Origin of the sequence: Zhongshania sp. (assembly GCF_041623545.1) — a bacterium.
GTDB lineage: Bacteria > Pseudomonadota > Gammaproteobacteria > Pseudomonadales > Spongiibacteraceae > Spongiibacter.
On the sequence record NZ_JBFJWS010000273.1, the window covers coordinates 1 to 4,366 of the forward strand.

At 51.6% G+C, this 4,366-nt stretch carries 5 protein-coding genes; 3 read left to right on the forward strand and 2 right to left on the reverse strand.

Annotation, left to right across the window (positions count from 1 at the left end; all coding sequences use genetic code 11):
* The first annotated feature begins 467 nt into the window (after positions 1–467).
* Together glnK and ABYT30_RS16215 are read left to right on the forward strand one after the other, a co-directional pair.
* Positions 468–806 (forward strand): P-II family nitrogen regulator, encoded by a 339-nt coding sequence (glnK, locus tag ABYT30_RS16210; protein ID WP_008253411.1) that lies wholly within the window; start codon positions 468–470, stop codon positions 804–806.
* Positions 807–1,005: 199 nt separating this feature from the next.
* Positions 1,006–1,206: a hypothetical protein gene (locus ABYT30_RS16215; protein ID WP_373084381.1), complete on the forward strand. Its 201-nt coding sequence runs from the start codon at positions 1,006–1,008 to the stop codon at positions 1,204–1,206.
* An 18-nt stretch (positions 1,207–1,224) separates the two neighbouring features.
* Here ABYT30_RS16215 and ABYT30_RS16220 read toward each other — a convergent pair whose 3' ends face one another.
* Entirely contained in the window at positions 1,225–1,929 is a 705-nt protein-coding gene (locus ABYT30_RS16220; protein ID WP_373084383.1) for an HAD family hydrolase, read from the reverse strand.
* Positions 1,916–2,821, reverse strand: coding sequence for a tyrosine recombinase XerC (gene xerC, locus ABYT30_RS16225; protein ID WP_373097508.1), 906 nt, complete (start codon positions 2,819–2,821; stop codon positions 1,916–1,918). The genes ABYT30_RS16220 and xerC overlap by 14 nt, the downstream gene beginning before the upstream one ends.
* A gap of 172 nt (positions 2,822–2,993) precedes the next feature.
* Between xerC and ABYT30_RS16230 the strand changes: the two genes are divergently transcribed.
* Positions 2,994–4,187 carry an alpha/beta hydrolase family protein gene (locus ABYT30_RS16230; RefSeq protein WP_373097509.1) on the forward strand — a complete coding sequence of 398 codons (1,194 nt, stop codon included), beginning with the start codon at positions 2,994–2,996 and terminating at the stop codon, positions 4,185–4,187.
* Positions 4,188–4,366 lie beyond the last annotated feature (179 nt).

Below are 4,366 nucleotides of genomic sequence, written 5' to 3' on the forward strand. Positions count from 1 at the left end.
TACTGACGAGGAAGAGTACGAAGGTGTCGACCTCTCTGAATGTGGCATGGAAGCTTATCCGGAATTCACCAACAAGTAAGACTCTCCCCGTTTGGTGATTTCAGGGCGCTCATTGAGCGCCCTTTTTTTTGCGTAATGCTTTACGGGAGATGGGAGACGCAAGGGCGGCTAGGTACTTTGTCTTGGCGTTCGCTGGTATTAGCTCCTCGCGTTAGCAAGGACGATGCGTCGTTAGATTGGTCATGCTTGCGTAGGCGAGCATCTAGTGAGCGACAGCGAATAAAAAGCGTCTACCGTCTCCCGTCAAGCGTAGATCTAGTCCAGGCTTGGCGTTCACCTGCGTCTAAAGCCACCAGCTTTTTCACACTTATTTACGCCAAAATACGCGATCACCTTGCCAAACCCCCGCCGCCGAGGCTAAATAGGGTATATATTGTAGTAATCATAATGAAGGGGATACTTCGGCGATGAAATTAGTCAGTGCGGTAATTAAGCCGTTTAAATTAGATGACGTCCGTGCCGCTTTGTCGGAAATTGGCGTACAGGGTGTTACGGTGACTGAAGTTAAAGGTTTTGGTCGTCAAAAAGGCCATACGGAGCTCTACCGTGGCGCGGAGTACGTAGTCGATTTCTTGCCCAAGGTTAAACTGGAAATTGCCGTGACCGACGATCAGGTAGAGAAAGTAATTGATACCGTGACTAAGGCGGCCTGCACGGGCAAAATCGGCGATGGTAAAATTTTCGTCACTTCCTTAGAGCAAGTTATCCGGATTCGTACCGGCGAGACCGGCGAAGACGCGATTTAAGTCTGGTTTTACCAGCATTAATGAAGGGCGGCTTATGGTCGCCTTTTTTTGTGGCCGGAAAAAGTCTTTAGCTCAAAATATATTAGTATGTAAGTGTATTAAGAACAAAAAAGCCTAATCCGGTGCTTGTCAACGAGCCATAGAAAACAGTATAAAGCGCCATATAAACGCGGGTTTCTTGTTTCCGGGAGGAGTTCGTATGGGGTCGCGTAATCGTAGTACAGATAGTCAGGTTTCAAACCCAAGCTTTGTGCCTAGTCAGACAGTGCATGATCGTATGCGCGATCAGTTGTCTAAGGACGTTGAAGAGTTTCTGTCGCGGGGTGGTGAGATCAAGCATCTCGAGCCACATATGCGCAGCAATCTCGCGGACATAGATACTGACTCAGATACGTTTTAATTTGGCGTGTTGCTAAGCTTAGCCAGCATGTATTTGCTGAATTAATCTTGGTAATTCTCGCCAATCATCAAAATGCTGATCTGCTAATGGATGGGGCTCAGGTGCGCTTGCTGTAAGTCGCGCCTGAATCGCATACATGCCTACCGCTTTTGCTCCGCTTATATCGTCATTGGTATTGTCGCCAATGTGGATACATTCCTCTGGGCGACAATTTGCCTGCGTTAAGGCCGCTAAAAATAGTGCTGGTGCGGGTTTGGCCGCGCCGACTTGTTCGGCCCGGAAGCTAGCGTGAAAGTGCTGGCTGATCGGCAGCCGAGTGAGATCAGCATTGCCATTGGTTAAGCTGATCAACAGGAAGTCTTTGCTTAGCTCGGCGAGAATCTTGGCGCAGTGCTCAAATAACTCCACCTGTTGACGGGCCTGATAAAAAACATCAAAGGCCGCCGTCGCTAACGCCCTACTTTGTTCTTGATAGCCAGATTCAATTAGCGCTTGGTTAAGGCTATCGATCCGCCATTGGGATATATGGTGTTGCAAGTTTGGGTTGGCGCGTAAGTATTGCAGGCGATGCGCGCGCAAGGCTTCGGGGCTGAATTTCGCTACCAGCGCCGGTGCGGCGGTCCCGAGATGCTGGTAAAAAGCCTGCTCGGCCCTAGCAATGGTGGGGGCGGTTTCCCACAGGGTATCATCGAGGTCAAAGCTCAGTAGTTTAATCTTGCTCATTGCTGGCCTTTCGGGTGGCTCGGGGGTGGGCCTTGTCGTAAACCTGGGCTAAATGTTGGAAGTCCAAGTGAGTATAAACCTGTGTTGTGGATAAATTAGCATGGCCGAGCAGTTCTTGTACGCCCCGCAAATCGCTGCTGGACTCTAGTAAATGGCTGGCAAAGGAGTGGCGCAGCATATGAGGGTGTACATGGGCCGGCAAACCCTGTTGTGTGGCCCGAAAGCGGATGCGCTGTTGAATGGCGCGGTGACCTAGGCGTTTACCACGCTGGCCGAGAAACAAGGCTTGGTCGCCAGCAAGGCAATCGCGGATGCTTAACCATTGGCGCAGCGCCGCAATCGCAATGCGGCCGATGGGCAAGGTGCGCGTTTTACTGCCTTTGCCGGTAACGGTAACCAGTGCGTCATTTAAATCGAGATCACTGATGTTTAGGTCCGCCAGCTCAGCAAGGCGCAGCCCCGAAGAATAAAACAATTCCATCATGGCGCGGTCACGAACATCAATTGCCTCGTCGCCCTCAAATTCCAAGAGCTGTTTAATCATGTCCACATCAAGGGTTTTGGGCAGTCGTTTGGGGCGCTTAGGCGCGCTAATGCCAATCGCTGGATTGTGTGTAGCGCCACGATGGCGCATACGGTAGCGATAGAGGCTGCGCAAGGCGGAGAGTAAGCGCTGAATACTGACGGCCGCGGCACTGGCGCTGCGGCGCTGGCCAATGAAATGACGAATATGGCCGCTGTCGGCCGCGTCTACTGATGTCAGTGATTGCCGCTCGCAGAAGGCGATAAACCCGCTCAGGTCATTGCGGTAGGCGCTGAGGGTGTGGGGCGATAAGCGCCGAGCTGTGGCCAAATAATCTAAAAAGTCCTCGAGCTCGTGTTGAACAGTCATGAAGCCGCGCCGTAAAAGACAGAGTGCTCAGCTTAAGCACTGATGGCATTGGGGGCAAGCTCAGCGTAGTCGAAGTACCCGGGTAGGAATTAATTTTATCGAGCACTACTGTTGATTAGCGCAGATATGGTACAACTAAGTTACTGCATACTAAGCCAAGAGATTAAGACCTATGCCGCCATCTGTATTGCCCCCGGTTAAGAAGTCACCGCCGTGGTGGCGTAGTCTACCCGAGGATTTTTACTGCCAGTCGGACGGTACTGAGCTGGACAGTGAATACCCGATACAAGTCTACGGCACCGCAATAATGGATCGCATGATGCGGACCGGTTTAGGCCTGATGATTTCTAGTACGCTGGTGCCGCAATTATTTAAAGGCGATGGCATGGCGCGTGAGCGCTCGCAAATGGACTTTTATGCGGGTTTGGCGGCGTCTCAAGATGTTGATACGGTGTTTATACCGCCGCCGAAAGTTGAGGTCGAAACCCATAAAATAGGCCGCTTTAACTATAAGCCCAAAGGTATTCCTGCCGTTGAGCTACGCTTTACTAGCCCGTTTACACCATTAAACCCTGAGCTTACCGACAGCTATCTCAGTTACGAGCGTAATCGTACCGCCAACGCCCAGTATTGGACCCATCCTGACGGACCCCGGCCGACGCTGATTTTTGTTCACGGCGTAGTTGAGAGTTGGTATGGTTTTAATAGCCTGTTCTTTTCGCTGCGTTGGTTTTATGACAATGGCTACGACATATTGTTAATGACCCAGCCCTTTCATGGTGCTCGGGCCGAGCCCTGCCACCCCTTTAGTGGCTACGGGCTATTTGCAGGCGGGTTTTCCCAGTTGAACGAAGGCATGCTACAAGCAGTATGCGACACACGGGTGATTATTGATTATCTATTTGAGCGCGGAGCACCCCATGTTGGAATCAGTGGGCTAAGCTTGGGCGGCTATTTAAGCTCAATAATGGCCGTTGTCGAACCGCGCTTGGCATTTTGCATACCCAACTCACCCCTGGTCGCACCGGTAGATACCCTGCGGAGTTGGCAGCCAACGGGCCGTTTAATGGATTTAATTGGCCAACGTACCGGCTTAACGCCAATGGATCTTCGGCGTGGCCTGGCGATTCACAGTCCGCTGAGCTATCAACCCAAGCTTGATCCTGAACGGGTTATGATTATCGGTGGTGCGGGTGACCGCTTCACCCCGCCGCGCTTTGTGCGCCTACTCCACGCTCACTGGCCTGAATCCCATTTACACTGGTTTCCCGGCAATCACGTTGTTCACTTGGGGCAGAGAGAGTATTTAAAATTAATGCGGCGGTTTATGGATAGGCATTGTCAGGGAGTGACGTCTGAAGTCTGAGGTCCGACGTCAGACGACGTCGGGCTGGGGCGCAGGTTACGTTTGGTGCATCCTCGTGTACACGTAAACGTTGGTACTTCGTCAGACCTCCGACGCCAGACGCCCGACTATTTTTTAAAGAAACGGCCCCTTCATTAACTTCGGCAAACAGCGGTTTACTACTTCGGCAATATACTCCA

Bases quoted from the DNA above. Each gene is read 5' to 3' on its own strand.
- ABYT30_RS16230 (WP_373097509.1), top strand. From the start codon at position 2,994: ATGCCGCCATCTGTATTGCCCCCGGTTAAGAAGTCACCGCCGTGGTGG.
- ABYT30_RS16215 (WP_373084381.1), top strand. From the start codon at position 1,006: ATGGGGTCGCGTAATCGTAGTACAGATAGTCAGGTTTCAAACCCAAGC.
- glnK (WP_008253411.1), top strand. From the start codon at position 468: ATGAAATTAGTCAGTGCGGTAATTAAGCCGTTTAAATTAGATGACGTC.
- xerC (WP_373097508.1), bottom strand. From the start codon at position 2,821: ATGACTGTTCAACACGAGCTCGAGGACTTTTTAGATTATTTGGCCACA.
- ABYT30_RS16220 (WP_373084383.1), bottom strand. From the start codon at position 1,929: ATGAGCAAGATTAAACTACTGAGCTTTGACCTCGATGATACCCTGTGG.